This window comes from Amycolatopsis sp. NPDC003731 (assembly GCF_053586895.1).
Genome location: NZ_JBSFNC010000050.1, coordinates 13697 through 40582, shown reverse-complemented (window position 1 = coordinate 40582; position 26886 = coordinate 13697). Strand labels below are relative to the sequence as shown.

Here is a 26886-nt window from a genome sequence, read left to right as displayed (position 1 = left end):
GACTTCGAGGGGGCGATCGATGGCCGGGTTCCGCGACGAACTGACCCAGCTGCTGCAGGCGCGCTACCCGCTGCTCGTCGTCGAAACGCACGAAGAGCAGCGGGTGCTGCGGGAGATCCGCGCGGTCGCGGAGGACGCCCACCGGCTGCGGACCCCGCGGCGCGTCTACGTCTGGTCGTCGACCACCGGGCTGGCCCCCGCGGGCGGCCCGCCGATCAGCGAGACGCGCACCGCGGCCGCCGCGCTCGAGCGCGTCTACGGCTGGGGTGAGCCCGCCGTCTTCGTGTTCGCCGACCTGCACCCGTCGCTGGTGTCCGAGGGCGGGCACCGGCCCGATCCCGACGTCGTGCGCCGGCTGCGGGAGCTCGCGGCCGCGTTCAAGACCCGGCCGGTGCCGCTGAGCCTGATCCTCGTGTCGCCGTCGCTGCCCGTGCCGCCGGAGCTGGAGCACGACGCGACCGTCGTCGACTTCCCGCTGCCCGACCAGCGCCAGATCGGCGAGCTGCTGGACAGCATGGTCGCCGCGCACCGGCAGAACGTCCGGATCACATCGACCGGGACGACCGGGACATGATCGTCGCCGCCGCGCGCGGCCTCACGCTGCCCGAGGCCGAAAACGCGTTCGCCAGGGCCCTGGTCGAAGGCGGCGGGCTCGATCCGAGCGACCTGGAGCTGATCCTCGCCGAGAAGCGCCAGGCCGTGCGGCGGTCCGGGATGCTCGACATCGTGCCGGCGGAGACGAGCTTCGACGCCGTCGGCGGCCTCGACCGGCTCAAGCGCTGGCTGACCAAGCGCACCGGCACGTGGACGCCCGCGGCGTCGGCGTACAACCTCGCGGCGCCGAAGGGGCTGCTGCTCACCGGCGTCCCCGGCTGCGGCAAGAGCCTGTCCGCGGTGTGCGTCGCGAACATGTGGCGGCTGCCGTTGCTGCGTCTGGACCTCGGGCGCGTCTTCGCCGGGCTCGTGGGTTCCAGCGAAAAGAACATCCGCACGGTCATCCACACCGCGGAAGGCATCGCGCCGTGCGTGCTGTGGGTCGACGAGATCGAGAAGGGCCTCGCCGGCGCGGGCGGCGGGGGCGACGGCGGCACCGCGCGGCGCGTCTTCGGCACGTTCCTGTCCTGGATGCAGGAGAAGTCGGCGCCGGTGTTCGTGATGGCGACGGCGAACCAGGTCGGCTCGCTGCCGCCGGAGTTCCTGCGCAAGGGCCGGTTCGACGAGATCTTCTTCGTCGACCTGCCCTCGGCGCCCGAGCGCGCCGCGATCTGGCGGATCCACCTGCGCAAGCGCGTCACCGATCCGTTCGTGGGCAGCGAACTGGGGCTCGACGACGCGCTGTTCGCCGAGCTCGCCGACGTCAGCGCGGGCTACAGCGGCGCCGAGATCGAGCAGGCCGTGCTGTCCGGGTTGGTCGACGCGTTCGCCGAGAAGCGGCCGCTGCGCCGCGACGACCTGGTGCGGGCGGTGAAGTCGACCGTGCCGCTGTCGGTCACCCAGGCCGACGAGATCCTGGCCATCCGGAACTGGGCGGAGACCAGGGCCGTGGCCGCCACGGACACCGGCGATCCCGAGCCCGTCGCGCCGCCACCGGCGTCACCGAGTGGGAGGACGATCGACGTATGACGCATCGCGTGACCGTGACGATCGGCAAGGACGGCTCGATCAGCGCCGAGACCCACGGCGTGACCGGGTCGAAGTGCCTCGACTACATCCCGCTGCTGGAGGACCTGCTCGGCGCGGAGACCGAGACGTCGGAGTTCACCGAGGACTACCGGCGCACGTCCGCTTCGGCGGAAGACACCGCTTCGCAGCAGCAGTCGCAATGGAACTCCTGAACCTGCACCGGATCGTCGACGTCACCCTCGCCGAAGGCCCGGGTGCGCGGTGTGCCGTGTGGACGCAGGGGTGTTCGGTCCGCTGCCCGGGGTGTTTCAACCCGCAGACGTGGACGACCCGCGGCGGGTTTTCCCTGTCGTGGCCGGAGTTGGCCGCCCGGGTGCTGGCTGTCTCGGGGATCGAAGGCGTCACGCTGCTCGGCGGTGAACCGTTCGACCAGGCCGAGCCGCTGGGTCGGTTCGCCGCGGCGGTCCGGGCCGAGGGGTTGTCGGTGATGACCTTCACCGGACACGTCCTGGAGGGCCTGCCGCCGTCACTGCTGCTGGAGTCGACGGATCTGCTGGTGGACGGGCCGTTCCTGGCGGACCGGCCCGAGCCGTCCCGGCCGTGGGCGGGCTCGGCGAACCAGCGGTTCCACTTCCTGACCGACCGCTACGACGAGTCGATCTTCAGCACCCCGAACCGCCTGGAACTGACGATCGCCCCCGATGGCGCGATCGAGCTGAACGGGTTCGCCACCACCGAAGTACTCGAAGCGCTGCTCGAAGGGGAACGCCGATGAGTGTCACGCTCAAGCTGCGCAGTGCGGCACTGGCCCAGCTCGACGCCGCCACGATCGCCGCGCACGCGCAGGCGCGGCCGGGGGTCGTCACCGTGCGGACGCGGATGCGCCACCGGGATCTCCTCGCGCGCGCTTTGGCCGGGCTGCGAGCCCAGGTGACCGACGACGGCACCACCGTCATCGCCGCCTGGGAAGGGCGGCGGATCACGTTCGGCTACGGCCCCGAAGGCGTCCAGGTGGCGCACGTCGACGGGCCTGGCCTGGTGCCTGCGGAAGCTTCGCGGCTGGTGTTGTCGGTCGACGAGGCGTACGCGGCCGAAGTGCAGCGGGCGGTGCTGGCCCGGCTGAAGGAGCGGGCGGGGCAGGCGGGGATGCGCGTCGAGTCCGAGCGGGTCAACGCCGACCAGTCGATCAGCGTCACGCTGGCCGCCACGTCGTGACCGAGACCAGGGTCGGGCTGATCGAGTTCGGCAAGGCGATCCACGACTCGGTCACCGTCCCCGGCCTCGGCGAGCTGCCCGGAGGGCAGGTGAGCACGGGGCGCGCGGTCCGCGGCGCCCGCGCGCGGCTGGTGCGCGGTGACCGGGTGCTGGAGGACAACCTGCGCCTGGGGATCATGGTGCGGAAGAAGTTCTTCTCCAGCGAAGTCGAACCGGTGACCGACGCCGGGTTCCTGAAGGACGTGTTCGTCGCCGTCGGGCGGCGGGACCTCGGCAACGGCGACGCGCTGGAGCTGTACACGGACGACGTCGTCGGGCCGGACCTGAGCCGCCCGGAGGGGGTGGCGACGGTGGTGGCGCCGGCTTTCGAGCCGCTGACGGGGTTCCACGCGCAGGTGGCCGTCCGGGAGGGCGTCCTGCGGTTCGGTGCGCTGTGTGCGTCGTCGCGCGGCGGCCAGCCGATGCGGGTGCTCGGGCTGTTCGGGCCGGCGGGACCGCTCGACGAACTGCGGCCGGGCCGGCCGGCGACGGTGTTGCTGGGCTTCCAATGCGACGTACCGCCGTTGGCCGGGGACACGCTGACGGCGTTCCCGGCCGGTGACGCCGGGGAGCAGCGCGCCGGGACCGCGGTGGTGCACGGCGTCACCGACCTCGGTACCGGCGCACAGGTGGCGGCGGTCGAGGTGCCGGAGGGGCGGAGCGCGGCGTTCACGGTGGGGATCGGGGTCCGGGTCCTGCGCCCGATCGGGACGACGTTCAACGAGCGGCACACGCTCATCGCTTCGGGGCTGCCGGTGCTTTCGCTGGCACGGGACGGGATCGCGGTTGCGTCGTCGGCGGGGTCGCGGGTGTTCACGGTGGGGCTGGGGACGCGGGAGCTGCGGCAGAACGACGTCCTCGAGGCTTATGAGCTGCCGTTGGCGCCTCCTCCGGCTCCTCCGGCTCCTTCGGTGGACGTCAATGTGGCCTCGGAGCCGGATCTGGCGGGCCTGCCGGGGATGACTCCGGAACGCGCGGCTTCGGCGGTGGAGCTGCGCCGGCGGCAGGGCGGCTTCCCGAGCGTGGAGGCGTTCGGAGTGGCGATCGGCTTGCAGCCACACGAAATAGTCCGCCTCCGCGGACGGGCGACGGCCGGCCGGGTGACGTTCCGCGAGACGGGCGTTCGTCAGCTCGACATCTGAGGAGTTCCGCTACGCTCGCGGACGTGCCGGAGGAATTCTCGCTGGGCTTGACGGAGGTCGCCGCCGCGATCCGGCGCACGGGCCTCCCGGCGAACTGGCACCCGTTCGAGATCCGCAGCCCGGGCCACACGCTGGAGGAGAACGAGCGCATCCTGGCAGCGGCGTGGGACGCAATGCGCGAGCGCGGCCTGGCGGGGCCGGAGAAGCTGGACATCGAGGTCGAGCAGACGCTCCGGGCGTGGACCCAGCCGGACGTGCTGATCATCGTCCGAGCGGCCGAGGTGACGGACGCCCGCCAGGTGTTCTACCGAGCGACGATCGGCCACGGCCTGGGCGTGTACTCGGAACTGGTGCCGGAGGGGATCAACTTCGTCCAGATCCGCCCCGACCACCTGGTCGACGCCCTGATCGGCATCCTCCCCCGGTACGGGCCGCTGCCGGTGGCCCCGGTGACGTCGACGGTGGGCCCGAACCGGCCACCGGACACCGAAGCGTTGCGCGACTACGCACAGTGGGCCCCGCACCGCCACGGCACGTTCGAGCTGTCGACCCGAATGGGCCAGGGCAACCTCCGCCCGGTGGGCACGGTGACATTCGTCGACACCGACGGCGGCCGGTATTTGACGTTTACGGAGCCGTTGTCCGGTGGCGAGTCCCGCCTCAGGTTCGTCCCGTCGGACGGAGGACACCTGAGAGGGTGGTTGCACGAGCGCATCGAGGAGACGACCCACCGGTGACGTGCGTCCTCGCCCCGGTGCGTGATCTACCCGTAGTGTTCAGGTCGTGACCCGAGCAGTTCGCCTTCGCGCCACCGTCCTCGCCTTGGCCGCATCGGCGCTCGCGCTGAGCGCCTGCGACAGCAAGGTCGGAGGTACGCCACAAGCCGCGGACACGCCTTCGAGCAGCTCGTCGGCAACCCAACCAAGCGGAGCGACCGCGGATAACCCGTTCGGGGCCATGAAGCCGTGTCCCACGCTCGACCAGGCGCTCAGCGGTCAGGGCTATCCCGCAGCCGCGCCTACCACTGCCGATGCGGCGCGCAGTTGCACGACCGAGAAGAAGGTCGGCGACGAGACGATCGGCGTGACCCTCTCCTTGCACGCCGGTCAGACGATCAACGAAAACATCGCAGACCCCAGCAAGGCCTCGACCGGCACGGTCAACGACCGCCCAGCCGTTCAGGAGCGGGAACCCATCGGCGCCAAAGGTCAGTGCGCCATCGCGATGGAGGTCAAACCGAAGTCACGGGCTGCCGTATCGGTGACCCTGAGTTTCGGCACCACGGAGCAGGCTTGTTCGGACGTCAACGACGTCGCGACCAAGGTCGAGCCGCTCCTGCCGAAATAGCGACTCAGCGAACAGTGACACGAAGCGCAGTCACTACTACAGTACTAGGTCGACACAGAGGGTGATCAGAGATCGACCACGCCTTGGGAGGGCGCGATGGCATCAGGAGCGCAGTTCGGAGGGCCACCTCCCACGCCACCAGCCGGCGACGCCGGGAACAACTTCCTGTCGAACCTCCTCGACGTTCCGCTCGATGCAGAGGGCGCGAAGCGGGTGAATGAAGGCGCCCAGCAGTTCAAAGCACTTGCCGAGAGCGGCGGATTCACCATCAACGAGGCAGGTCTTGAGCATTATCGGAAGGTGTGTGACACCTTCATCGACGGGTACAACAGCATCCGTCGCGACCTGCACGTACTCAGCCTTGCAGCGCAGATGGGCGGCAGCGACTACGCCGGTCAGGTCGCCAACTTCAACGTGAAGGTCGCGGCGGGCGATCCCGAGTCGCTCGTCCCCAACCTCGAGCTGCTCTCCGAGGGGTTCAAGCAGGTCCGCGAAGCGCTCGAGATCGCGCGCAAGAACTACCGCGAAACCGAAGACGCGCACAGCCAGACCTTCGCCAAGCTTCGCGAGGGCGAGTGACCATGGCTCCCGGCGCGTGACCTACCCATGGTGTTCGGGGTCATGACTCGAGCAGTCACCGCCCTGACCTTGGTCACCGTGACGATCGCGCTGAGCGCCTGCGGCAGCGAAGTGGCGGGTACGCCGCAAGCTGCGGGCACCTCTTCGAGCAGCGCGTCCACGACCGAACCGAGCGGTGGCAGTGGTGACAATCCGTTCACGCGTTTGCACCCCTGCACGATCGTCGACCAGGTCCTGGCGGACGACGGGTTCCCGGCTGCCACCCCGGGGACCGTCGACCGCGAGCGAAGCTGCGCTTCGAACAAACCAGGCGACGCCAATGTCGGCGTGGCGCTCCAAGACAACGCCGGTTACGACCAGAACATCCCGGCCCCCTCGAAAGCATCACGAGGCCACGTCGGGCCCCGAAACGCAATCATCGAACGCGAAGGCATCGGCGCCACGGGCCAGTGCACCATCTCCATCGAGGTCAAGCCGAACTCACGGGCGCTCGTCTCCCTTTCCGGCCACGGCACGACGCAGGAGGCGTGCGACCGTGTGACGGCGATCGCGATCAAGGTCGAGAAACTGCTCCCTCCCGACTCCTGAGGACACCCACGCCCTCGCACCGGCACGGGGACTAACCCATAGTGCGACGCTCTGGGTGGCACCGGTTCCTATGCCGTTTCCATGGCGGTGAAACCGAAGTCGCGGGCCACGAAGTGGCCAACGACGTTTCGACCGAGATCGAACCCGTTCCCTCGAACGGCTGAGACCTTCCGCTGACAGGTCGCCGACGTCACTGATCTGCTGACATGGCCAATCGCCACTACTACAGTTGACCTGGGTACGCACGGTGTCGAGAGGGGTGACCATGGCTCGCGAGCACGCCGAACATCGCCAGTACGAAGGCGACTTCTACGCGCAGACACAACAGAAGCTGCAGCAGAACGTGCACCACTACGGCGCCGAGGACCAAGGGGACGCCCGCGCCGGGGTGACGCCGCAAACCGAGAATCAGGCCGCGCAGTACTCGGTCGAGCAAGGCAAACAGCTGCTGCACAACCAAGCCACCCGCGGCGATGCGCCCGCACCGGGGCAGAACTACGCCTCCAGCACGCATGAAGAGCTGTACGGCATGGTCCACGACAACATGCGGCCGCAGGACCTCGATGACCGGGGCCGGGTGGCCAACAAACTCGGCAACTGGCTGGCCGACGTCTCCAACGCGGCGACCGACGCCGTCAACTCGAGCGAGATCCAGTGGCAGGGTTCCGGCGCCGCGCAGGCGCACAACTTCTTCCAGAACACCGCCACCTACACGGGTGACACCGCGAACGCCGCCCAGCTCAGTTCCAACCGGTATTCGCAGCAGGCGGCCGCTGCCGATTATGCGCAGAAGAACATGCCCGAACCCACCGGGTTCAACCAGCAGACCGAAATCGACAAAGCCACCAAGCAGTACCTGGCCGGTGACGTCACCGGGGCGACGCAGACCATGAACAACGTCGCCGCCAAGCAGCAGCAGGCCGATGCCGCTCATCAGCAAGCCGTTCAGGTCCTGCAAGGTCTTGACTCCACCTACCACGAGACCGCCAGTACCCAGCCCACCTACACCCCGCCTCCTCAGCTCGGGCAAGGTGACTCCACCTCGGTCAGCGGGTTCCACGGCACCAGCAGCACCGGCTTCACCGGCACCCCCACCATCGGCGGCGGGACCGGCGGGACGACCGGCACCTTCGTCCCCGGCGGACCGGCCGGCACCGGCGGGGCAGGAGTGCCGGGAGGGCCGGGCGGCCCGGCACCCACCCCACCGCCCACCTACGTGCCCCCCGGGAGCAGCAGCGGCACCGGCACCTTCAGCGGCAACACCAACTTCCGCGCCGCCCCCGCGGCCGGCACCTTCGGCCGGGTCACGCCCGACGGGCTCGCCATGCCCGGGACCACCGCCGGCGGTGGGTCGACGACCAGCGGGGACACCGTCCGCGGGAAGAGCACCGGGCGGGCCGGCTCCGGGTTCGCCGGGTCGCGGGTGTCCGGGAGCGCCGGCAGCCCCGGCAGCTCAGACAGTGCCAAAGAAGGCGCCAAAACCGGCAGCAAGACCGGTGAACGGCTCGAGCGCGGGGCGACCGCGGCCGCCGCGGCCAAGGGCAAAAGCGGCACCGGGGCCGCCGCTCCGGGGGCGGCCGGGAAAAAGAAGGAAGACGACAAAGAACACAAGAACAAGTACGCCGTCGACGACGAGGTCTTCGATCTCAAGCCCGAACGCGGGCCCGACGGCGAAAAGGTCGTCAAGCCGACCATCGGGGAGACTACCTAAGGGACAGACCCGAGGGAAACCCGAAATAGCCCGGCTACATTGGTGACATGCGCTTCTTCATCGTCGACGCCTTCACCGATCGCGCCTTCTCCGGGAACTCCGCCGGGGTCGTCCTGCTGGACGAGCCCGCCGACCCCGCCTGGATGCAGGCCGTCGCCGCCGAGATGAAGCACGCCGAGACCGCTTTCTTCGTCAGAAAGACGAAGTCGCTCCGGTGGTTCACCCCCGCCGTCGAGGTGGCCCTCTGCGGACACGCCACCCTCGCCGTCACGCACGTTCTCGGCGGGGAACAGACCTACGTCACCAAAAGCGGCGAGCTGCGCGCCAAAGCCGAAAACGGCTGGGTCGAGCTGGACTTCCCCTCCGACCCGCCGCGCCCCACCGACGACGACCTGTCCGAGATCCTGCCCCGAACCGAGCTCATGTACACCGGCCGCGGCGTCGAGAACCTCTTCGCCGTCGTGAAAGACGCCGAGACGGTCCGCGCCCTTGAACCCGACCTCGGCCGGCTCAAGGACACCTGGACCGGACGGCTCCTGGTGACCGCGCAAGGCGACGAAACGGACTACGTGAGCCGCTTCTTCGCCCCCGGCGTCGGCATCGACGAAGACCCCGTCACCGGCTCCGCGCACTGCATCCTCTCGCCCTACTGGTCCGAACGGCTGAGCCAGAAGGAACTCACCGGCGAGCAAGCCTCCTCCCGCGGCGGCATCGTGAAAACCCGCCAGGACGGCGACCGCGTCCACCTCGCCGGCCAGGCCGTCACCGTCCTGAGCGGGGAGCTGCACGTCTGATGCGCACGCTGCTGAACATCATCTGGCTCGTCCTGTGCGGCTTCTGGATGGCCGTCGGCTACCTGATCGCCGGCGTCATCTGCTGCATCCTGATCGTCACCATCCCGTTCGGGCTGGCGTCGTTCCGGATCGCGCGCTACGCCTTCTGGCCGTTCGGCCGCACCATCGTCGACCGCCGGGACGCCGGCGCGGCGTCGTGCGTCGGGAACGTCGTCTGGTTCGTCTTCGCCGGGTGGTGGCTGGCGCTCGGGCACGTCTTCACCGGCATCGCGCTCTGCATCACGATCGTCGGCATCCCGCTCGGCATCGCGAACTTCAAGCTGATCCCGGTGTCGCTCGTGCCCCTCGGCAAGGAGATCGTCGAGATCGCCTAGGACTCCGGCGAGAACGGCAGCTCGACCACCAGGCACGGCCCGCCGACGAACAGGCCGCCGTCGACGCCCAGCGCCTTGCCGCCCGCGTACAGGAACGGGCCCTCGATCTGGGTCGGGTGGATGCCCAGCTGGTCGGCGATGACGCTGTGCCCGTGCACGATCCGCGTGCCGCCGAGGGCGTCCATCAGCTTCTGGGCGTTTTCCTCGCCGTCCGGGCCGCGGAAGGCGTAGCGCGTCGTCATCCGGCGCCAGACGTCCCACCACGCCTCGATGTCGCTGCCCTCGAGGATGTCGCGAGCCGCCTCGTTGATCTCGTCGACCGACGAGCCCCAGTCGAGGTACTCCAGCGTGTCCGAGTGCAGGAGCAGGTGATCGGCGGCGACGGCGGCCAGCGGGCGCGCGGTCAGCCACTCGATGTGCTCGGGGGTCAGCCGGTCCTGGTCCGAGAGCAGGCCGCCGTTGATCTCCCAGCTGCGGGCGAAGCTGCGCGGGCCGAAGTCCGACGGGACCGGCTCGTCGCCGAAGTGGTACATCCCCAGCGCGAGGATCTCGTGGTTGCCCAGCAGCGTCTGGACCTGGCCGCCGGCCTCGGCCGCCTGCGCCTCGAGCCGCATGACCAGGTCGATCGCGCCGACGCCGTCCGGGCCGCGGTCGACGAAGTCGCCGAGGAACCACAGCTGGTCCTCGCCGCCGGACCAGTTGCCCTCCTCGTCGACCAGGCCTTCGGATCTCAGCGCGTCGGCGAGTTCGTCACGGTGGCCGTGGACGTCGCCGACGACGTACGTCGACTTGCTCATCCGCTGACGATATGCCCTGTGGCCAGCCGCCTCGCGGTCAGCCTTCGCCGAACGGGTCCTGGGTTCGCCCGATCAGGTCGGCGATCGAGTCGATCACCAGCGTGGGCCGGTACGGATAGCGTTCGGCCGACTCCGGGGTGGATATGCCGGTGAGCACCAGGATGGTCTGCAGGCCGGCCTCGATGCCCGAGTGCACGTCGGTGTCCATCCGGTCGCCGATCATCAGCGTCGACTCCGAGTGCGCGCCCAGCCGCCGCAGCGCCGAGCGCATCATCAGCGGGTTCGGCTTGCCGACGTAGTACGGCGAGCGGCCGGTGGCCTTCTCGATCAGCGCCGCGACGGACCCGGTGGCCGGCATCGAGCCCTCCAGGCTGGGGCCGGTCGCGTCGGGGTTGGTCGCGATGAACTTCGCGCCGCCCTCGATCAGCCGGATCGCGCGCGTGATGGCGCTGAAGCTGTACGTGCGGGTCTCGCCCAGCACGACGTAGTCGGGGTCGCGCTCGGTCAGCACGTAGCCGACCTCGTGCAGCGCCGTGGTGAGGCCCGCTTCGCCGATGACGTACGCCGAGCCGTTCGGCCGCTGCGACGAGAGGAACTTCGCGGTCGCCAGGGCCGAGGTCCAGATCGACTCCTCGGGGATGTCGAGCCCGGTGCGCTCCAGCCGCGCCCGCAGGTCGCGCGGGGTGTAGATCGAGTTGTTCGTCAGCACCAGGAAGTCGATGCCGTTCGCCTTCAGCTCGGCGAGGAACTCGTCGGCCCCCGGGACGAGGTGCTCCTCCTTCACCAGGACGCCGTCCATGTCGGAGAGGTACGTCCAGCGGCGTTCGCTCATGGTGCGGAACCTATCACGCGCGCGAGACACCTGCGTGATACGCCGAAAAGGGCTACAGTTGGAATTGCCGGTATCGCGAGGGGAGTCGCGTTGCCGGTCACCGAGGGGGTTCGGGGGAATACTTTTCGACGTCGACGGCGTGCGCGCCGCCGCGCAATTCTTCCTGCCCCCGTTCCGAAGGGGGAGAATCATGACCGAAATCATCGAGCGCCCGGCGGCGGCCGAGCCGATCACCGGGCCGAACTGGGGACTCACCAAGTTCCTCGACCCACTCCGCATTCCACCAGTGTTCCGGCCACGCGGCCGGGAAACGATCACCATTCCGATGGTGACCAAGCGGCAGCGGCTGCACTCGGAATTGCCCGAAAGTACGTTGTGGACGTACGCGGGACATTTCCCGGGTCCGACGATCGAAGTGCGCAGCGGCCGGCAGCTGCGGATTTCGTGGTCGAACGAAATCGACGGCGCGTTCCCGCTCGTCGCCGTTCAGGGCCCGTTGGCGAGCGCGCCGACCAGCCGTCCGGGCCGCGAACTGGACAAGGAGGGCTATTCGATCGTCGAGGGCGTCGCCGACCTGCCCGCGTGGACGGTCGTCCACCTCCACGGCGCGCGCACCAACGCCGGCAACGACGGCTGGGCGCACAACGCCGGCCTCGAAGGGACGTCCCAGCTGGCCGAGTACCCGAACCGCCAGCCGGCGATGCCGCTCTGGTACCACGACCACGCCATGGCGATCACGCGCTTCAACGTCCACACGGGCCTGGCCGGGCTGTACCTCATCCGCGACGACGAGGAGGACGCGCTCGGCCTGCCGCACGGCGACCGCGAGATCCCGCTGATCATCACCGACCGGAACCTCGACACCGACCCGGCGACCGGCGCGCTCACCGGACAGCTGCTGTTCAAGTTCCCGGTCATCCCCGGCGGCCCGGCGATCCCGTTCTCGGGCCCGTTCAACCTGGTCAACGGCGTGATCTGGCCGCACCTGGACGTCGACCCGCGGTGGTACCGCTTCCGGCTGCTCAACGCGGCCAACTCGCGGTTCTACACGCTGAACCTGGTCGACGAGGACAACAACCCGGTGAACGACGCCGTCCGCCTGATCGGCACCGACGGCGGCCTGCTGCCCGCACCGGCGCCGCTGCCCACCGGCGGCCTGACCGTCGCCCCGGCCGAGCGCTTCGACGTCCTCATCGACTTCAGCCGCTTCCCGGGGCGGAAGCTCAAGCTGCGCAACGCCGACCCGCGGCTGGGCGGCGTCGAGCCGGACCTGATGGAGTTCCGGGTCGACGGCCGGCCCCGGCACGACCCGTTCACGCTGCCGGAGAAGATCTCGACGTCGTACGTCCGGCTGCAGCACGGCACGACGCTGCCCGAGGACCACGACCACGTCTGGGTCGCGCTGCTGCTCAACCAGGCGGGCCACCCGGAGATGTGGGACCTCGAGCAGGTCGAGGCGGACCCGGGCGGCGAGGGGATCATCCAGCTCCAGGACCCGAACGGCGGCCTGAAGACGTTCCGGATGGTGGGGCGGATCTTCGACGACACCACCGGCGTCTTCATCGACCACGACCGGTGGGCGGTGTGGAACATCCTGCACGTGGCGAACGGCGGGCCGGCCCACCCGATCCACATCCACCTGACGGAGTTCCAGGCGCTGTTCCGGCGGCGCTTCACGACGACGTTCGACCAGGCCGGCGCGCGGACGACGGCGCCGATCGACGGCTTCACCGACGTCCCGCTGGAGAAGTACGAGGAGGGCTGGAAGGACACGATCATCGTGAACCCCGGCCAGTGGGTGAGCGTCGCCGGGCAGTTCGGCGGTGGCACCGGCGAGTTCATGTACCACTGCCACATCCTCGACCACGAGGACGAGGGCATGATGCGGCCGTTCGTCGTGCACCCGCCGGCGGTGGCCAAGTTCCACGTCCACCCCGGCGGCGGCCACCACCACGACGACGCGGCCTGATCCCCGCCGGTCAGGAGGCCGCGGCCGGGTGGATCGCCACGGTCGCGGCCTTCACCGAGAGCGTCACCGCCGAGCCGGGCTCCAGGGCGAGCTCGGCGACGGCGGCCGGGGTGAGGTCGGCGGTGAGGCCGTGGGCCCAGCCGCCGGCCTCGGCCCGGACCCGGATCACCGGCCCGTGCGGCTCCAGGGCCGCGACGACGGCGTCGGCGGTGTTGCGCGGGCTGCCGCGGTGCTCGCCGTCGTGCGGGTAGACGGCGACGGCGTTCGGCGCGAACACCGCCACCGCGGGCTCGCCCGGCACCACGTCGGCCGCCGGGAGGCCGCTGACGACCTCGCCGGACGCCGTCCGCAGCCCTTCGGTCACCGCGGTCCCGGCCACGAGGTTCAGGCCGGCGATCCGCGCGGTGAACGCCGTCCGCGGGGCCGAAAGCACCTCCCGGGTCGGGCCGCGTTCGACGATCCGGCCGTCGTTCAGCACCGCGACGTGGTCGGCGAGCGCGAGCGCGTCCAGCGGGTCGTGCGTGACGAGCACGGTCGTCGGCCCGGTCTTGAGCACCCGCCGCAGCAGGCCGCGGATCGCCGGCGCGGCGTCGACGTCGAGGGCGGCGAAGGGCTCGTCGAGCAGCAGGAGATCCGGTTCGGCGGCCAGGGCCCTGGCGATCGCGACGCGCTGGGCCTGCCCGCCCGACAGCTGTCCCGGCCGCCGGTCGGCCAGCGCGACGGCGTCCACTTCGGCCAGCCAGTAGAAGGCGCGCTCGCGGGCGGCGCGGCGGCCGGCGCCGGTCGAGCGCGGCGAGAAGGCGACGTTGTCCGCCGCCGAAAGGTGCGGGAAGAGCAGGGCGTCCTGGGAAAGCAGGCCGATCCCGCGGCGATGCGGCGCGACGCCGGCCAGCGCGCGGCCGGCCACAGTGATTTCCGCCGCCGCCGGCGTGATCAGCCCGGCCAGGCAGCCCAGCACCGTCGACTTCCCCGAGCCGTTGGGGCCGAGCAGGGCCAGCACGGTTCCGGCGGGCACGTCGAGGTCGACGTCCAGCGAAAACGAGCCGCGGACGGCGGCGATCCGGGCGGTCAGGCTCACCGGAGGCCGCCTTCCCACGAGCGCGGCCGCGCGACGGCGATCACGACCACCGCCACGACGATGAGCAGCAGCGAGAGCGCGACGGCGCTGTCGATGTCCACTTCGGCCTGCGTGTAGACCTCGAGCGGCAGCGTGCGCGTGACGTCTTCGAGGCTGCCGGCGAAGGTGATCGTGGCGCCGAACTCGCCGAGCGCGCGGGCGAAGCTGAGGACGACGCCGGAGCCGAGCGCGGGCAGCAGCAGCGGCAGCGTGACGCGCCGGAAGACGGTCCACGGGCGCGCGCCGAGGGTCGCGGCGACCTGCTCGTAGCGGTCGCCGGAGCCGCGCAGCGCGCCTTCGAGGCTGACGACCAGGAACGGCATCGCGACGAACGTCTGCGCGATGACGACGGCGGTCGTGGTGAACGGGACGGACTCCCCGGTCAGCGCGGTGATCAGCGCGCCGAGGAAGCCCTTGCGGCCGAGCAGGTAGAGCAGCGCGAGGCCGCCGACGACCGGCGGCAGGACCAGCGGCAGCAGCACGATCGAGCGCAGCAGCCGGACCCCGCGGAAGCGGGCCCTGGCCAGCACGACGGCCAGCGGCACGCCGAGCAGCACACAGGCCAGTGTGGACAACGCGGCCGTGAGCAGCGACAGCCGCAGCGCGTGCCACGACGACGGCGTGGCGATCAGCGACGGCAGCCGCGTCAGGTCCGAGCGGACCAGGAGCCCGACGACCGGGAGGACGACGAGGGCCAGCGCGAGGGTGGCCGGGACGGCCAGGACCCACGGGACGCGCGAACGGCCGGCCGGGACGGATCCCGGCCGGCCGTCGGAGGACCGCTTACTGCGCAGGGCCGAACCCGACCTTGCCCAGCTCGGTCTTGCCTTCGGCCCCGAGGACGAAGTCGTCGAACTCCTTGGCCAGCGCGCTCTGGCCGCCCTTGACCACGGCGATCGGGTAGCTGTTGACCGCCTGGGCCGCCTCGGGGAAGTCGACCTTGTCGACCTTGCCCGCGGCCGACGTCGTGTCGGTGACGTAGACCAGGCCCGCGTCGGCGTCACCGGAAGCGACCTTGTTCAGCACCTGCTTGACGTCCTGCTCTTCGCTCTTCGGCTTGAGCGTGACGCCGGTCGCCGTCTCGACCTTCTTGGTCGCCGAACCGCACGGCACCTGCGGGGCGCAGGTGATCACGGTCAGGCCGGCCTTGTTCAGGTCCGCGAAGGACTTGATCCCCTTGGGGTTGCCCGGGGCGACCGCGATGGCGAGCTTGTTGGTCGCGAAGACCGTCGGCCGGCCGTCGATCACGCCGCCCTGGACGGCCTTGTCCATGTTGGCCTGGTCGGCCGAGGCGAAGACGTCGGCCTTGGCGCCGTTGGTCAGCTGCTGGACCAGGCCGGACGAGCCCGCGAAGCTGAACTTCACGGTGGTGCCGGGGTGCTTGGCTTCGAACGCCTTGCCGAGCGCGGTGAACGACTCGGTGAGCGACGCGGCGGCGAACACGGTCAGCGTGCCACCGCCGGCGTTCGCGGCCCCCTTCGGCGCGGGCGCGGTGACGGACGACCCGCCGGTCTGCGTGCTGGGCTCGTCCGAGCTGCTGCACGCGCCCGCGAACAGGGCGACGGCGGCCACAGCGAGGGCAAGTTTCTTCATCGACTTCCTTCCGGTGTTTCCACCACGACAGTGGTCGCCTTGACCACCGCGACCGCGAGCACGCCGGGGCGCAGGCCCAGCTCGCGGACGGCTTCCGTACTCATCAGGGACACCACGCGGTGCGCCCCGCACTGCAGTTCCACCTGGGCCATCACCTTGTCGGCGATCACCTCGGTGACCAGCCCCACGAACCTATTGCGGGCGGACCGGCCGACCGCGGACGGGTCGTCGGGCGCGGCGGCCTGCGCCCGGGCGAACCCGGCGAGCTGGGCGCCGTCCACGACCTTGCGGCCGGCGGCGTCGTCGGTCGCGGTCAGCTGCCCCGCGCGCACCCACCTCCGGACGGTGTCGTCGCTGACGCCGAGCAGGCGCGCGGCCTCGGACAACCGAAATTGCGGCATGCCGCAGACATTATCTCCGCAGTTGAGGAAAAGCTATGCGGGGCGCGAATTGCCCATGACTTCGGCGCGCAGCTGTTCGAGGATGACATTCTGGTAACGCTCGATGGCTTTTCGCTCGGCCGGGGAGAACTGCGCGAGCGTCTCGCGGAGGGTGTCGAAGGCCGACTCGAAGAGCGGCGCGAAGCGCTCCTCCGCTCCCGGCACCACCTCGACGAGCACCTTGCGGCGGTCTTCGGGGTCCCGCACGCGGCGGACCAGGCCGACCTTCTCCAGCCGGTCGACGACCCCGGTGACCGCGCCGGTGGACAGGCCGGTCAGCCCGGCGATCCGGCCGGCGGTGAGCGGTCCGCCGGCCTGGATGACCAGGTCGAACGTCTTGTGGTCGGTGCCGGACAGGCCCATCCGCTCGGCGATCCTGGCGTGCCGCAGGACGGTGAAGGTGCTGCCTTGCCTGCCCAATTCCGCGAAGCGGAAGAGTTCCTCTTCGGCGACCGGGTAAGTCTTTTCCGTCACGAGCCCTCGTTAGTTCGTCCACTGAACCACTCACTGCGCAAAGTATCCTAGTCGGCGTTCGGAGAGCTACTCTGTGCGTAATGACAGCAGTGGATCTCGGGTTTCCTCGCGTCCCCGGTACACGAGGGTCATCTCGCGTGCCCAGGCCCGAGAACCCCCATCTCATCGACACCTTCGGCCGGGTGGCCACCGATCTGCGGGTTTCCCTGACGGATCGGTGCAACCTGCGCTGCACCTACTGCATGCCCGCGGAAGGCCTCGACTGGATGCCGGGCGAACAGGTGCTGACCGACGACGAACTGGTCCGGCTGATGCGGATCGCCGTCGAGCTGCTCGGCGTCACCGACATCCGGCTCACCGGCGGGGAACCGTTGCTCCGGCCGGGCCTCGAGGACCTCGTCGCGCGGATCACGGCGTTGTCGCCCCGGCCGCGGTTGTCCATGACCACCAACGGGATCGGGCTGGCCCGCCGCGCCGCGGGCCTCGCCGAGGCGGGGCTGGACCGGATCAACGTCTCGCTCGACACGGTCGACCCCGAGCTGTTCAAGACGATCACCCGCCGCGACCGGCTCTCGCACGTGCTCGCGGGCCTCGCGGCGGCGCGAGACGCCGGGATGTCGCCGGTGAAGGTCAACGCCGTGCTGATCCGCGGGCTCAACGAGACCGAAGCCGTGCCGCTGCTGAAGTTCTGCCTCGACGAGGGCTACCACCTCCGGTTCATCGAGCAGATGCCGCTGGACGCCCAGCACGGCTGGAACCGCGGCGAGATGATCACCGCGGCCGAGATCCTCTCGATGCTGGCGTCGTCGTTCGAGCTGACGCCGGCCTCGGAGGCGCGCGGCGGGGCGCCCGCCGAGCGCTGGCTGGTCGACGGCGGCCCCGGCGACGTCGGCGTGATCGCGTCGGTGACCCGGCCGTTCTGCTCGGCCTGCGAGCGGACGCGGCTGACGGCCGACGGCGCGGTGCGCTCCTGCCTGTTCAGCAACGACGAGACGGATCTGCGGTCCCTCGTGCGCGCGGGCGCGCGCGATGAGGAGGTGGCGGACGCCTGGCGGGCGACGATGTGGGGCAAGCTCGCCGGGCACGAGATCAACGACGCCGGGTTCGCGCAGCCGATCCGGCCGATGAGCGCGATCGGCGGTTGAGGTGGCGACGGTGACCATCGTGGTGCGGTACTTCGCTTCGGCGCGGGCCGCGGCGGGCGTGGACGAGGAGAAGGTCCAGCTGCCGGACGGGGCGTCGGTCGCCGACGCGGTGGCCGAGCTGGCCCGCCTGCACCCTTCTTCCCTGCCGCGGATCCTCGACGCGGTCAGCTACCTCCTGGACGGCATCGCGGTCCGCGACCTCACCCGCCCCCTGCGGGACGGCGCCGAGCTGGACGTCCTCCCTCCCTTCGCCGGCGGCTGACCCACCCGCGAACCCGCGTGATCGCAGGGTCGGCACGCGTGATCGAGCAGCCGACACGCGTGATTGAAGGGTCGACACGGCGCAGGCAGGCCGCCACGGCGTGTCGTCCCCCTGATCACGCGTGTCGTCCCTCTGATCACGCGTGTCGACTCTCCAAGCACGCGAGCCGGGGGTTGGTCCATCCGGCGGAGGTCCGCGGACTTCGGCTTCCCTGTAAAACGGCGACCGCTCGGGTACGGCGGCCGACCGCTCGGCGACCGGCTTTCCGGCGCCCGGCGTGGCGCGTCACCGATTCCGGGCGTTCGCGAGAAGCTGACCGCGACCGGTCACCACGCCTTCCGGTGACCTGTTTCACCTGGTCCGTCGCCCTGCGTCGGCGTCGGCTCGGGGGTGTGGCGGCCGTCACCGCTCCGACCGGGTCGGGAAACCCCACGAACAGGTGGGACTGCTGTGACTCTTGGGGCAACTGAGGCAGGATTGTCAAGTCTGGCGACCTGCCGGTCAGGCCCATAAGATGCGCGCTCCAATCGCGATCCGGGCGGCGCGAATGGCCCATTCGCTGCCCGAAACACGTGATGCAAGCCTCACGATCCGTGTTTTATCTCGGGGAGGAAACGGGCAGATAACGGCCGCCTGACCTGCACAAACAGGCATATCGACAGGGGTTGCGTGCCGTTACTGTGACGTAGGTCACGCCCCGAATAATTTCCGATCACGGCCATCGTTACGTACCGTCGCTTTTCGGTTGGCCCCGACCGACCGAAGCAAGACCGGGAATCCGTAGCGCCTAGCCCTGTCCGACGGATCCCCGGACCCATACCCCGAGCGAAAGCATTTCCGGACAGGGACGAGGGGACGACGAAGACGCGCCGTGCGTCGGACTCGCCTGCCGGCCTGGGATGGCCGGCGCCAGGACCCCGATCCTGACCCTCACACCGGTTCGTAGGCGCTGGGAAACCGAGAAGCATCCAAATGTCTTACCGAGGCAAGCACCGCAAGATGTCCGCTGCCACCCGCACCGTCGCTCGCGTCGCCATCGCGGGCATCGCGGTCGGCGCTCCCCTCGCGATCGCCGCGACCCCCGCGTCGGCGACCAACTGGGACGCCATCGCGCAGTGCGAGAGCAGCGGCAACTGGAGCACCAACACCGGCAACGGCTACTACGGCGGCCTGCAGTTCTCGCAGAGCACCTGGAAGGCCTACGGCGGCACCGGCAGCGCGGCGAACGCTTCCCGCGAGCAGCAGATCGCCGTGGCCGAGCGCGTCCTGCAGGGTCAGGGCATCGGCGCCTGGCCGGTCTGCGGCAAGAAGGGCGGCAGCGGCTCGTCGGCCCCCAAGGCCACCGGCAAGGTCACCAAGAAGGTGACCCCGAAGAAGAGCACCTCCGCGCCCGCCCCGAAGAAGGCGGCCCCGGCTGCCCCCGCGGCGACCGGCGTGAGCAGCTCCAACCCGGCCGGTGACTACACCGTCGTGGCGGGCGACACCCTGTCCAAGATCGCCAAGCAGTTCAACGTCCAGGGCGGCTACCAGAAGCTGCAGGACCTGAACGCGAAGTACATCCCGAACGCGGACCTGATCCTCGTCGGGCAGAAGATCGCCACCAAGTGACGATCACGCAGTGATGCGCGAGTCCGGCCTCGAGCCGTGACCTGAAAGGGCTCCCACCGCCGATCCCCCGGGCGGTGGGAGCCCTTCACGCGTTTCCGGGGCACCGGAACTGTCGGTCCCCGCCGGTAAGCTGGATACCGGGGGCCGGAGGCCAAGCCCGCTGTCACGCAGGCGCCCCGCCGCGGACAACTCGCTGGGTCAAGCCGGCTGCCGCAGGGTCGCCCCGACGCGGACAGGCTCGCCCCCGCACAGCCGCCTCAGCGCTTTCCGCTTTCAGACTGGCCGGGAACCCTTCAAGGCGCTCAGCGCCCTCTCAGCGCCTCTCAAGGGCGCGCAAACCGGCCTCAGCCCGGCGAACCGGACAGGACCAAAGGCGCCCTCAGCGCGTCCGGATCACGGCGAGTTGACCCACTCGTCCGTGCCGTCGGTGAAGTGCTGGTGCTTCCACACCGGCAGCCGCGCCTTGACCTCGTCGACGAGCTCCGAACACGCCGAGAACGCCTGCCCGCGGTGCTCCGCCGCCACGGCGCAGGCCAGCGCGACGTCGCCGATCGTCAGCGCCCCCAGCCGGTGGCTCACGGCCACCGCGCGGACGCCGGTCCAGCGCGCCGACAGGTCCGCGACGACGTCGGCGATCACCTGGCTCGCGCTCGGGTGGCCCTCGTACGTCAGGTCTCGGACGCCCTTGCCGCCGTCGTGGTCGCGGACCACGCCCGCGAACGTCACCACCGCGCCCGCCGCGTCGTCCTCGACCAGGCGGGCGTGCTCCTCGACCGACAGCGTCTCCTCGGTCACCAGCGCCCGCGCGACCCGCACCTCGGGCGCCGGAGCGGAGGTGCGCGGGTGGTCGCCGCCCGCCAGCTGGTCGACGGCGTGCTCGAGGATGCCGTCCAGCACGCCCAAGCCGTCCTTGACGCCGCCGCTGGAGCCCGGGAGGTTCACCACCAGGGTCCGGCCCGCCACGCCCGCCAGGCCGCGCGAGAGCACCGCCGTCGGGACCTTCGGCAGGCCCGCCGCGCGGATCGCGTCCGCGACGCCCGGCAGCTCGTGGTCGAGGACCGCGCGGGTGACGTCCGGGGTGCGGTCGGTCGGCGAGATGCCGGTGCCGCCGGTGGTGAGGACCACGGCGACGCCGTCGGCCAGCGCCGCCCGCAGCGCGACGCCCACCGGGTCGCCGTCCTCGACGACGACCGGCGCCGGCACGTCGTACCCGCGGTCGGCCAGCCAGGCGGCGATCACCGGGCCGGTCTTGTCCTCGTAGACGCCCTTCGCGGCGCGGTTGGACGCCACGATCACGCGCGCGCTGCGCTTCACGGCCGCTCCCAGGTTCCGGTCTTGCCGCCGTCCTTGCGGAGCAGGCGGACCTCGTCCAGCGTCGCCGCCGGGTCGACGGCCTTGATCATGTCGTGCAGCGTCAGCCCGGCGACGGCGACCGCGGTCAGCGCCTCCATCTCGACGCCGGTGACGTCGGTGGTCTTCGCCGTCGCGCGGATGCCGACCTCGGCCTCGCCGAGGACGAACTCGACCTTGACCCCGGACAGCGCGATCTGGTGGCACAGCGGGATGAGGTCGGGGACGCGCTTGGCGCCCATGATCCCGGCGATGCGCGCGGTGGCGAGGGCGTCGCCCTTGGGGAGGCCGTCGGTGGCCAGCAGCCGCAGCACCTCGGCGGTGGTCCGCACGGTGCCGGCGGCGAGCGCGGTGCGCGCGGAGGCGGTCTTGCCGGAGACGTCGACCATGCGGGCGGCGCCGGTCTCGTCGACGTGGCTGAGTTCACTCACGAGCCGAGGCTACTTCCACCATCGGGGGACAATGCGGCGGCGGCGGTGTTCAGAACCCCGGAATCTGATAATCTGATTCCGTGATCGAACTGACGGCATCGGAAGCTTCCCGGTCGTTCTCCGCGGTGCTCGACGAAGCGGAGAAGGGCGAAACGGTCGTCGTCACCCGCAACGGCAGGCGGGTGGCGCTGATCGTGCCCGCGCCGCGCGCGAACGGCGCCGAGGTGTGCGCGGTGTTCCACCGCTGGGCGGGAAAGCTCGAGGTCGGCGGCGAGTTCGAGGAGAACGTGACGAAGGTCCGCGAGACGGCGTCGGCGGAGCTGGACGGTGACCCGTGGCGCGACTGATCCTCGACACCGGCATCCTCGTCGACGCCGCACGGCAACGGCTGCCCGCGGGAGCGATCGGCGACGAGGACGACGTCGCCGTACCGGCCCTGGCGATCACCGAATACGAGGTGGGGCTGCGGCTCGACCCGAACCCGGCCCGCCGGGCGGCGCACAGTGCGTTCCTGGCGGAGTTCTTGGCGGTGACGCCGGTGGTGGACTACACGACGAGCGTCGTCGAGCACCACGCCGAGCTGCTGACCCACCTCCAGCGCACGGGGCAGGCTCGCGGCGCCCACGACCTGATCATCGCGGCGACCGCCCGGGCCACCGGCCGCACGCTGGTGACCACGGACGGCCAGGCCCGGTTCGAGGAACTTCCGGAGGTCGAGGTGAGGCTGTTGGAGCGGATCAGCTGAGGCTCGGCGCTCCGCGAGTGCGGCGTCCCCGGGGGACGTTCGCCGGTCAGCGACGGCGGGTGCGGGTTCGCGGCGGTCAACGCTCGGCGGGCACGGCCGCCGGGAGGGCGCGCGCCCGGTGGGGCATCCGCCGAAACGCACGCGCCCAGGCCCCGCGGCGGCTGGCCCACCACCAGGTGACGACCGCGGCAGCCTGCCCACCGACGGCCAGCCCGCCGCCGGGGACGCCACCTCCGGCAGCCGCCCACCACCGTGCAGCGGCCGCCGCCTGCCGCCGAGCAGCGACAGCCGCCCACCACCGTGCAGCGACAGCCGCCTGCCGCCGAGCAGCCGGAGCCGCCCACCGGCGGCAACCGGAGCCGCCCACCGGCGTGCCGCGGCAGCCGCCAACGGGCGGCAACCGGAACCTTCTGCCGGGAGCCGCCAACGCAGCAGCCGCCCCGACGCCAGGCAGCCGCCACCACCGTGCAGCGGCAGCCGCCCCGATGCCAGGCAGCCACCACCGTGCAGCGGCAGCCGCCCATCGTCGGCAACCGGAGCCGTCTGTCGGCGGGCAGCCACGCAGCAGCCGTCCCGATGCCGGGCAGCCGCCACCGCCGAGCAGCCGGAGTTGGCAGCCGCCCGATGTCGGGCCGCCGCCGCGGGCGCGGATCACCCCGAGGCTCAGCGCTCCGCGAGCACAGCCTTCCGGACCGCCTCGGCCACCGCGGGCGCCACCGCGCTGTCGAACACGCTCGGCACGATGAACGACGCGTTCAGCTTGCCGTTGTCCACCACGTCCGCGATCGCGTCCGCCGCGGCCAGCAGCATCGAGTCGTCGATGTTGTGCGCGTTGGCGTCCAGCAAGCCGCGGAAGACGCCCGGGAACGCCAGGACGTTGTTGATCTGGTTCGGGAAGTCGCTGCGGCCCGTCGCCACCACCGCGGCGTGCTTCTGGGCCTCCAGCGGGTCGATCTCCGGGTCCGGGTTGGCCAGGGCGAAGACCACCGCGTCCGGCTTCATCGTCGCCACCTGCTCGGCTCCGAACAGGTTGGGGGCCGACACGCCGATGAACACGTCGGCGCCCACCAGTGCCTCGTGCAGGGTGCCGCTGACCTGCTCCTTGTTCGTGTGCGACGCGATCCAGGCCAGGTTGTCGTCGAGGTTGCCGCGCGCCGGATGCACGATGCCGTCGATGTCCGCCGCGACGATGTCGCCCGGGTTCTTCTGCAGCAGCAGGCGGATGATCGCCGAGCCGGCCGCGCCGACGCCGCTGACCACGATCTTGCAGTCCTCGATGCTCTTGCCCACCACGCGCAAGGCGTTGCGCAGCGCCGCGACGACCACGATCGCCGTCCCGTGCTGGTCGTCGTGGAACACCGGGATGTCCAGCTGCTCGCGCAGGCGCTTCTCGATCTCGAAGCAGCGCGGGGCCGCGATGTCCTCGAGGTTGATGCCCGCGTACACCGGGGCCAGCGCCTTGGCGATCAGGATGATCTCCTCGGTGTCCTGGGTGTCCAGGCACACCGGCCACGCGTCGACGTCGGCGAACTTCTTGAACAGCGCCGCCTTGCCCTCCATCACCGGAAGCGCCGCGGCCGGGCCGATGTTGCCGAGGCCGAGCACCGCCGAGCCGTCCGTCAGCACCGCGACGGTGTTGCGCTTGATGGTCAGCCGGCGGGCGTCCTCGGGGTTGGCGGCGATCGCCTGGCAGACGCGGGCCACCCCCGGGGTGTAGGCGCGGGAGAGGTCGTCACGGTTGCGGAGCGCGACCTTCGGCGTGACCTCGATCTTGCCGCCGAGGTGGATCAGGAACGTCCGGTCCGAAACCTTGCGGACGCGGACGCCGGGCAGCGAGTCGAGCGTCTGGGTGATGTCGTTCGCGTGGTTCTCCGACAGCGCGTTGGCGCTGATGTCGACCACGATCGAGTCGGAGTGGGACTCCACGACGTCGAACGCGGTCAGCACGCCCCCGACGCGCCCGACGGCCGCGGTCAGGTCACCGGCCGCCGTGACCGAGGCCGGGGCCTCCACCCGGACGGTGATCGAATATCCGGGACCGGGAACCGGCATGGCACTACCCCCGTGGTGGGAAAGGTGGGCTGGGACGGGAGGAAACCTACTCCCGTGACCGCCCTCACGAGGGGCCGATACCGGTACTGACCAGTAACTATGCGGTCAGCGGTTGATCTCGGTCTCCGGGTGCACGTAGGGCACCGTGTCGAGGGGAAAGGTGATGTCGCCGAACGGCGACAGCGCGCCCTGGCGGTCGGACGCGAGCTCGGTCACCGGGTGCTCGCCGGCCTCGCCCGGCCAGGTCGGGTCGACGCCCTTGTGCTTCTTCTCACCCTTGGCCACAACGTCCTCCACAGCCGATGACGGTCTTACGCAGACAGTCTGCCTGAGGCCCGGCAGCGAAGCGCAACCGCCCGGTACCCTGGTCTTCTATGCCCGCGACCTCTTTGGCGGACTGGCTGCGTGCGGAGTCCGACGACGCACTCGCAGAGCTGCTCCGCACGCGGCGCGACCTGTCCACGCCCCCGCCCTCCGACAGCACGGTGCTGGCCACCCGGGCCGGCACGCCGGGCTCGGTCGCGCGCGCCTGCGAGGACCTCGACACCTTCACCCTCGCCGTGCTCGAAGCCTGCCTGCTCGCCGGCGCGGACCGCGACCCGGTGCCGGTCGAAGACGTCGCCAAGCTCGTCGGCGCCGACATCGCCGCGCCGCTGGCGTGCCTGCGCGCGCGGGCGCTGACCTGGGGACCCGACGACGCCCTGCGCGTGCCGCCCGCGGCCCGGGAGGCGCTCGGGCCGTTCCCGGCCGGGCTGGGCACCTCTTCGCCGGCGCTGGCCGGTGAGGACCTCGGCGCGCGGCTCGCCGAGCTGTCCGACGACGAACGCGGCGTGCTGACCGCCCTCGCCGCCGGCCCGCCGATCGGCCGCACCCGCGACGCCGGCCTCGACCTCTCGCTGGAGAAGGCCGAGACGCCGGTGCAGAAGCTGCTCGCCCGCGGCCTGCTGCTGCGGCGCGACGACCAGACCGTCGAGCTGCCGCGCGAACTCGGCATGGCGGTGCGCGGCGGGGCGTTCGCGCCCGGCACGCTCACCGAGCCCGAGCTGCCGGTCCACCCGCACCAGCCGTCCACTTTGGACGAGGCGGCGGCCGGTGAGGCGATGGAGTTCCTGCGCCACACCGAAGCCCTGCTGCGCGCGTGGTCGGCCGCGCCGCCGCCGGTGCTCAAGTCCGGCGGCCTGGGCGTGCGCGAGCTGAAGAAGCTCGCCAAGGACCTCGAGATCGAAGACACGCAGGCGATCCTGGTGGCCGAGCTGGCCGTGGGCGCCGGGCTCGTCGCCGACAGCGAAGCGTCCGTCCCCGAGTGGGTGCCGACGACGCTGACCGACTCGTGGCTCGCGTCGCCGACCGCGCAGCGGTGGATGACGCTCGCCCAGGCGTGGCTGGAGCTGCCGCGGCTACCCGGGATGGCCGGCGGCCGCGACGCCAAGGACAAGCCGATCGCGCCGCTGTCGGAGGACCTGCGCCGCCCGCTGGCGCCGGTCGCGCGGCGGCGGATCCTCTCCGCGCTGGCCGACCTGCCCCGGGGCGCCGGCGTGAAGAGCGTCGACGAACTGGTCGCCGTGCTGGCCTGGCGGGCGCCGCGCCGGGGCGGGCGGCTGCGGGACGAGACCGTCCGCTGGACGATGGCCGAAGCGAGCGCGCTGGGGATCGTCGGGCTCGGCGGCGTCACGACGGCGACGCGCGCGCTGCTCGCCGAGGACCGGCCGGGCGCGGTCGAGGCGATCCTGGACGCGCTGCCCGCGCCGGTGGACCGCGTGCTGCTGCAGGCCGACCTGACGGTCGTCGCGCCCGGGCCACTGGAACCGGAGCTGGCGGCGGAAATCTCCGCCACCGCCGACGTCGAATCGGCCGGGCACGCGACGGTCTACCGGATCACCGAGGCGTCGGTGCGGCGCGCGCTGGACACCGGCCGCACCGCCGACGAGCTGCACGCGCTGTTCAAGACGAAGTCGGCGACGCCGGTACCGCAGGGGCTGAGCTACCTGATCGACGACGTCGCCCGGCGGCACGGACGGCTGCGCGGCGGCGTCGCGGCGTCCTTCCTGCGCTGCGACGACGAGGCGCTGCTGGCCGAGGTGCTGGCCCACCCGGTCGCGGCGGAACACGCGCTGCGGCTGATCGCGCCGACCGTCGTGATCAGCCCGGACCCGCTGCACGAGGTCCTCGCCGCGCTGCGCGGCGCCGGGTTCGCCCCGGCGGCGGAAGGCCCGGACGGCCGCGTGGTCGACATCCGGCCCGGCGGCCGCCGCCTGCCGGCCAAGGCCCGGGCGGCCCGCCGCAGCCCCGGCGAGCAGGCGGTGCTGACCGAGGACCAAGCGGCCCGGATCGTGTCCAACCTCCGGGCGGGCGACGCGGCTTCGGCCCGCCGCCGCGGTTCCGCGGTGCGCGCGCCGGTCGGCGGCGGCGCGGACACGTCGGCGACGCTCGAACTGCTGTCCCGGGCGACGCTGGAGCGCCGCGAGGTGTGGATCGGGTTCGTGGACTCCCGGGGCACGGCGAGCCAGCGCGTGGTCCGGCCGGTGCGCGTCGGCGGCGGGGTCCTCGAAGGCGAGAACAACGAGCGCTACTCGCTGCACCGGATCACGTCCGCGGCGCTCGTGGAGGACTGACGCCGGATCCGGTGAATCCCCCGCCGGACCGTCCGGGCCGGTGGTAG

The 26886-nt window shown here is 71.3% G+C and carries 31 protein-coding genes; 20 read left to right on the top strand and 11 right to left on the bottom strand.

Features of this window, described 5'->3' with window-relative positions; genetic code table 11:
* The first annotated feature begins 19 nt into the window (after window positions 1–19).
* The 13 genes from ACWDN5_RS22105 to ACWDN5_RS22045 all read left to right on the top strand — a co-directional run bounded on the left by ACWDN5_RS22105 (window position 20) and on the right by ACWDN5_RS22045 (window position 9412).
* On the top strand, window positions 20–574 hold the full coding sequence (locus ACWDN5_RS22105) for a hypothetical protein (protein WP_449677602.1): 555 nt from the start codon (window positions 20–22) through the stop codon (window positions 572–574).
* Complete coding sequence (locus tag ACWDN5_RS22100; protein ID WP_449677601.1) at window positions 571–1623, top strand: AAA family ATPase; 1053 nt, start codon at window positions 571–573, stop codon at window positions 1621–1623. The genes ACWDN5_RS22105 and ACWDN5_RS22100 overlap by 4 nt, the downstream gene beginning before the upstream one ends.
* The gene (locus ACWDN5_RS22095; protein ID WP_449677600.1) at window positions 1620–1835 is read left to right on the top strand and encodes a DUF2997 domain-containing protein; all 216 of its coding nucleotides are present in this window, start codon (window positions 1620–1622) and stop codon (window positions 1833–1835) included. The genes ACWDN5_RS22100 and ACWDN5_RS22095 overlap by 4 nt, the downstream gene beginning before the upstream one ends.
* Window positions 1823–2398 (top strand): 4Fe-4S single cluster domain-containing protein, encoded by a 576-nt coding sequence (locus ACWDN5_RS22090; protein WP_449677599.1) that lies wholly within the window; start codon window positions 1823–1825, stop codon window positions 2396–2398. Before ACWDN5_RS22095 ends, ACWDN5_RS22090 begins: the two co-directional genes overlap by 13 nt.
* Window positions 2395–2838, top strand: a complete 444-nt coding sequence (locus tag ACWDN5_RS22085) for a hypothetical protein (protein ID WP_310968708.1) — start codon at window positions 2395–2397, stop codon at window positions 2836–2838. Before ACWDN5_RS22090 ends, ACWDN5_RS22085 begins: the two co-directional genes overlap by 4 nt.
* Entirely contained in the window at window positions 2835–4019 is a 1185-nt protein-coding gene (locus tag ACWDN5_RS22080) for a ComEA family DNA-binding protein (RefSeq protein WP_449677598.1), read from the top strand. Before ACWDN5_RS22085 ends, ACWDN5_RS22080 begins: the two co-directional genes overlap by 4 nt.
* Before the next feature lie 23 nt (window positions 4020–4042).
* The gene (locus ACWDN5_RS22075) at window positions 4043–4756 is read left to right on the top strand and encodes an ESX secretion-associated protein EspG (protein WP_449677597.1); all 714 of its coding nucleotides are present in this window, start codon (window positions 4043–4045) and stop codon (window positions 4754–4756) included.
* Between the two features lie 46 nt (window positions 4757–4802).
* Window positions 4803–5366, top strand: a complete 564-nt coding sequence (locus tag ACWDN5_RS22070; protein ID WP_449677596.1) for a DUF3558 family protein — start codon at window positions 4803–4805, stop codon at window positions 5364–5366.
* Window positions 5367–5462: 96 nt separating this feature from the next.
* Window positions 5463–5945 (top strand): hypothetical protein, encoded by a 483-nt coding sequence (locus ACWDN5_RS22065; RefSeq protein ID WP_449677595.1) that lies wholly within the window; start codon window positions 5463–5465, stop codon window positions 5943–5945.
* Between the two features lie 78 nt (window positions 5946–6023).
* Window positions 6024–6533 carry a DUF3558 family protein gene (locus ACWDN5_RS22060; protein WP_449677594.1) on the top strand — a complete coding sequence of 170 codons (510 nt, stop codon included), beginning with the start codon at window positions 6024–6026 and terminating at the stop codon, window positions 6531–6533.
* Window positions 6534–6798: 265 nt separating this feature from the next.
* Window positions 6799–8244, top strand: a complete 1446-nt coding sequence (locus tag ACWDN5_RS22055; RefSeq protein ID WP_449677593.1) for a hypothetical protein — start codon at window positions 6799–6801, stop codon at window positions 8242–8244.
* 47 nt (window positions 8245–8291) lie between these two features.
* On the top strand, window positions 8292–9038 hold the full coding sequence (locus ACWDN5_RS22050; protein ID WP_449677592.1) for a PhzF family phenazine biosynthesis protein: 747 nt from the start codon (window positions 8292–8294) through the stop codon (window positions 9036–9038).
* On the top strand, window positions 9038–9412 hold the full coding sequence (locus ACWDN5_RS22045; protein WP_310968715.1) for a YccF domain-containing protein: 375 nt from the start codon (window positions 9038–9040) through the stop codon (window positions 9410–9412). Before ACWDN5_RS22050 ends, ACWDN5_RS22045 begins: the two co-directional genes overlap by 1 nt.
* Here the strand turns inward: ACWDN5_RS22045 and ACWDN5_RS22040 are convergent.
* Entirely contained in the window at window positions 9409–10209 is an 801-nt protein-coding gene (locus tag ACWDN5_RS22040) for a metallophosphoesterase family protein (RefSeq protein ID WP_449677591.1), read from the bottom strand. The two genes, ACWDN5_RS22045 and ACWDN5_RS22040, sit on opposite strands and share 4 nt — an antisense overlap.
* 37 nt (window positions 10210–10246) lie before the next feature.
* Window positions 10247–11041, bottom strand: a complete 795-nt coding sequence (locus ACWDN5_RS22035; RefSeq protein ID WP_310968717.1) for an HAD-IIA family hydrolase — start codon at window positions 11039–11041, stop codon at window positions 10247–10249.
* 190 nt (window positions 11042–11231) lie between these two features.
* Here ACWDN5_RS22035 and ACWDN5_RS22030 point away from each other — a divergent pair, with 190 nt between their 5' ends.
* Window positions 11232–13010: a multicopper oxidase family protein gene (locus ACWDN5_RS22030; RefSeq protein ID WP_449677590.1), complete on the top strand. Its 1779-nt coding sequence runs from the start codon at window positions 11232–11234 to the stop codon at window positions 13008–13010.
* A gap of 10 nt (window positions 13011–13020) precedes the next feature.
* On the opposite strand, the gene ACWDN5_RS22025 is transcribed toward ACWDN5_RS22030, so the two are convergent.
* The 5 genes from ACWDN5_RS22025 to ACWDN5_RS22005 all read right to left on the bottom strand — a co-directional run bounded on the left by ACWDN5_RS22025 (window position 13021) and on the right by ACWDN5_RS22005 (window position 16634).
* Complete coding sequence (locus tag ACWDN5_RS22025; RefSeq protein WP_310968719.1) at window positions 13021–14088, bottom strand: sulfate/molybdate ABC transporter ATP-binding protein; 1068 nt, start codon at window positions 14086–14088, stop codon at window positions 13021–13023.
* A complete protein-coding gene (locus ACWDN5_RS22020) occupies window positions 14085–14849 on the bottom strand; it encodes an ABC transporter permease (protein ID WP_310969661.1) in 765 nt (254 codons plus the stop codon). The genes ACWDN5_RS22025 and ACWDN5_RS22020 overlap by 4 nt, the downstream gene beginning before the upstream one ends.
* Window positions 14850–14910: 61 nt before the next feature.
* Complete coding sequence (gene modA / locus ACWDN5_RS22015; RefSeq protein WP_449677589.1) at window positions 14911–15720, bottom strand: molybdate ABC transporter substrate-binding protein; 810 nt, start codon at window positions 15718–15720, stop codon at window positions 14911–14913.
* Window positions 15717–16121, bottom strand: a complete 405-nt coding sequence (locus tag ACWDN5_RS22010) for a TOBE domain-containing protein (RefSeq protein WP_310968721.1) — start codon at window positions 16119–16121, stop codon at window positions 15717–15719. The genes modA and ACWDN5_RS22010 overlap by 4 nt, the downstream gene beginning before the upstream one ends.
* A 33-nt stretch (window positions 16122–16154) precedes the next feature.
* Window positions 16155–16634, bottom strand: a complete 480-nt coding sequence (locus ACWDN5_RS22005) for a MarR family winged helix-turn-helix transcriptional regulator (RefSeq protein WP_449677588.1) — start codon at window positions 16632–16634, stop codon at window positions 16155–16157.
* Between the two features lie 137 nt (window positions 16635–16771).
* Between ACWDN5_RS22005 and moaA the strand changes: the two genes are divergently transcribed.
* The 3 genes from moaA to ACWDN5_RS21990 all read left to right on the top strand — a co-directional run bounded on the left by moaA (window position 16772) and on the right by ACWDN5_RS21990 (window position 19649).
* Entirely contained in the window at window positions 16772–17779 is a 1008-nt protein-coding gene (gene moaA, locus ACWDN5_RS22000) for a GTP 3',8-cyclase MoaA (protein ID WP_310968723.1), read from the top strand.
* A 10-nt stretch (window positions 17780–17789) separates the two neighbouring features.
* On the top strand, window positions 17790–18041 hold the full coding sequence (locus ACWDN5_RS21995; protein WP_310968724.1) for a MoaD/ThiS family protein: 252 nt from the start codon (window positions 17790–17792) through the stop codon (window positions 18039–18041).
* Window positions 18042–19013: 972 nt separating this feature from the next.
* Complete coding sequence (locus tag ACWDN5_RS21990; RefSeq protein WP_449677587.1) at window positions 19014–19649, top strand: transglycosylase family protein; 636 nt, start codon at window positions 19014–19016, stop codon at window positions 19647–19649.
* Window positions 19650–20042: 393 nt separating this feature from the next.
* Here ACWDN5_RS21990 and ACWDN5_RS21985 read toward each other — a convergent pair whose 3' ends face one another.
* Entirely contained in the window at window positions 20043–20963 is a 921-nt protein-coding gene (locus ACWDN5_RS21985; protein WP_449677586.1) for a molybdenum cofactor biosynthesis protein MoaE, read from the bottom strand.
* Window positions 20960–21430 (bottom strand): cyclic pyranopterin monophosphate synthase MoaC, encoded by a 471-nt coding sequence (moaC, locus tag ACWDN5_RS21980; RefSeq protein ID WP_310968727.1) that lies wholly within the window; start codon window positions 21428–21430, stop codon window positions 20960–20962. The genes ACWDN5_RS21985 and moaC overlap by 4 nt, the downstream gene beginning before the upstream one ends.
* 80 nt (window positions 21431–21510) lie before the next feature.
* On the opposite strand from moaC, the gene ACWDN5_RS21975 reads away from it, so the two are divergent.
* The gene (locus tag ACWDN5_RS21975; RefSeq protein WP_310968728.1) at window positions 21511–21777 is read left to right on the top strand and encodes a type II toxin-antitoxin system Phd/YefM family antitoxin; all 267 of its coding nucleotides are present in this window, start codon (window positions 21511–21513) and stop codon (window positions 21775–21777) included.
* Window positions 21765–22175 (top strand): PIN domain-containing protein, encoded by a 411-nt coding sequence (locus ACWDN5_RS21970; protein ID WP_449677585.1) that lies wholly within the window; start codon window positions 21765–21767, stop codon window positions 22173–22175. Before ACWDN5_RS21975 ends, ACWDN5_RS21970 begins: the two co-directional genes overlap by 13 nt.
* Before the next feature lie 663 nt (window positions 22176–22838).
* Here the strand turns inward: ACWDN5_RS21970 and ACWDN5_RS21965 are convergent.
* Both ACWDN5_RS21965 and ACWDN5_RS21960 read right to left on the bottom strand, forming a co-directional pair.
* Window positions 22839–24227 (bottom strand): NAD-dependent malic enzyme, encoded by a 1389-nt coding sequence (locus ACWDN5_RS21965; RefSeq protein ID WP_310968730.1) that lies wholly within the window; start codon window positions 24225–24227, stop codon window positions 22839–22841.
* Between the two features lie 105 nt (window positions 24228–24332).
* The gene (locus tag ACWDN5_RS21960) at window positions 24333–24512 is read right to left on the bottom strand and encodes a hypothetical protein (protein WP_176174556.1); all 180 of its coding nucleotides are present in this window, start codon (window positions 24510–24512) and stop codon (window positions 24333–24335) included.
* 89 nt (window positions 24513–24601) lie between these two features.
* Between ACWDN5_RS21960 and ACWDN5_RS21955 the strand changes: the two genes are divergently transcribed.
* A complete protein-coding gene (locus ACWDN5_RS21955; RefSeq protein ID WP_449677584.1) occupies window positions 24602–26839 on the top strand; it encodes a helicase-associated domain-containing protein in 2238 nt (745 codons plus the stop codon).
* Window positions 26840–26886 lie beyond the last annotated feature (47 nt).